Origin of the sequence: Paraburkholderia sp. GAS348 (genome assembly GCF_050434205.1) — a bacterium.
In the GTDB taxonomy this organism is placed as follows: Bacteria; Pseudomonadota; Gammaproteobacteria; order Burkholderiales; family Burkholderiaceae; genus Paraburkholderia.
The window spans coordinates 1-1,881 of record NZ_JBNPVT010000061.1; the positions used below are offsets into that span (position 1 = coordinate 1).

A 1,881-nucleotide genomic window follows, 5' to 3' on the forward strand; every position below is an offset into this window, starting at 1 on the left:
GCCGTGCAGCAGCTAGGCGTCAATCGCGCGCTTACCGCGAACACAACGGTAGATCAGCATCCGGACGTACTCGCAGGCGCGGCCAAAGTTCGCGACGCCTATCTTGCCTATTCGCGCACAACGCTGCCGGCGCCGGTCACGGGCTACGTCGCGCAGCGCTCGGTCCAGGTGGGCCAGCGCGTGTCGCCGGGCACCCCGCTGATGTCCGTGGTGCCGCTGAATCAGGTGTGGGTGGATGCGAACTTTAAGGAGTGGCAGCTGCGTCATATCCGTGTCGGTCAGCCGGTCGATCTGACGGCTGACGTCTACGGCTCCTCGACGGTCTATCACGGCAAGGTGGTTGGATTCACGCCGGGTACGGGTTCGGCGCTGGCGCTCCTGCCGGCACAGAACGCGACCGGCAACTGGATCAAGGTCGTCCAGCGCTTGCCGGTGCGCATCGAAATACCGGCCGGGGAACTCGAAAAGAATCCACTGCGCGTTGGCCTGTCCATGAACGTCGACGTCAATGTCAGGAATTCCGATGGCCCGCAGCTCGGAACCGAATCCAGCTCGACGTACAAGACCAGTGTATTTGCCCGGTATGGCGATGAAGCTGACGCCGCGATCGCAAAAATCATAGCCGCGAACGAATAAGCGGTGCGTCGTGCTGCATCGCGCCGACCAGGTCGTCGCGATGCAGCGATAGTCATTCGACATATGGATTGCCATGTCTACCAGCCAACCGAATCACCCCCCTCTGACGGGGACAAAATTAGCCCTGGGGTCCTTATGTGTGGGACTCGCAGGTTTTATGACGGTGCTTGACTCGTCGATTGCCAACGTCGCGATTCCAACGATCTCAGGTAATCTCGGCGTATCGGGCGACGAGGGCACGTGGGTCATTACGGTGTTTGCCGCCGCCAACTCGGTAGCGATTCCGCTGACCGGCTGGCTGACGCAACGCCTGGGCCAGGTCCGGCTGTTTATCGGCTCGATCCTGCTGTTCGTCGTGGCGTCCTGGCTTTGCGGGATCGCGCCTTCGCTGCCGATCCTGCTGCTCGCGCGCGTGCTGCAGGGCGCCGTAGCCGGTCCGCTGATTCCGATGTCGCAGGCGCTCCTGCTCAGCTCATGGCCAAAGGCCAAGTCGGCGCTGGCGCTGGCGCTATTCTCGATGATCGTCGTCACGGGCCCGATCGTTGGGCCGGCCCTGGGGGGATGGGTGACGGACAGCTACAGCTGGTCGTGGATCTTCTACATCAACATTCCAGTCGGGCTGCTTTCGGCGAGCATGGTCTGGGTGCTTTACCGGGATCGCGATACCCCAAAGAAGAAACTGCCAGTCGACAAAGTGGGCCTGGGACTCCTGATCACCTGGGTGGCATCGCTTCAGGTCATGCTGGACAAGGGTAAGGACCTTGACTGGTTCTCGTCGAATACGATCATCATCCTGGCGATCGTTGCCGCCGTGGGCCTGGTGCTCTTCGTCATCTGGGAGTTGACGGACAAGAGTCCCATCGTCGATCTGACGCTGTTCAAGCAGCGCAACTTCCTCGGCGGGACGGTGTCGATCGCCGTGGCCTACGGTATCTTCTTCGGTACGCTGGTGCTGTTGCCTCAATGGATGCAGGAGTATCTCGGTTACCGGGCCGTGGACGCGGGTCTCGCAACGGCGCCCCTCGGCATCTTTGCTGTCATCGGTGCTCCGATCATGGGCAAGATCCTGCCGCGCACCGACGCGCGGATTCTCGGCACCTGCGCCTTCATTGGCTTTGCGATCGTGTATTACATGCGCTCGTTTTTCTACACGGACCTGAGCGAAGGCTACATCATCCTGCCGACGCTGCTGCAGGGCATCCCGATGGCGCTTTTCTTCGCACCGCTGACGACCATTATCCTTTC

At 61.2% G+C, this 1,881-nt stretch carries 2 protein-coding genes; both read left to right on the forward strand.

Annotated elements, in window-relative coordinates; translation table 11 throughout:
* Nucleotides 1-636, forward strand: a 636-nt coding sequence (locus P3T22_RS33155) for an HlyD family efflux transporter periplasmic adaptor subunit (RefSeq protein WP_429327277.1), incomplete at its 5' end; no start/stop codon positions are given.
* 73 nt (nt 637-709) lie between these two features.
* On the forward strand, nt 710-1,881 hold a 1,172-nt coding region (locus tag P3T22_RS33160; protein WP_429327278.1), incomplete at its 3' end, for a DHA2 family efflux MFS transporter permease subunit.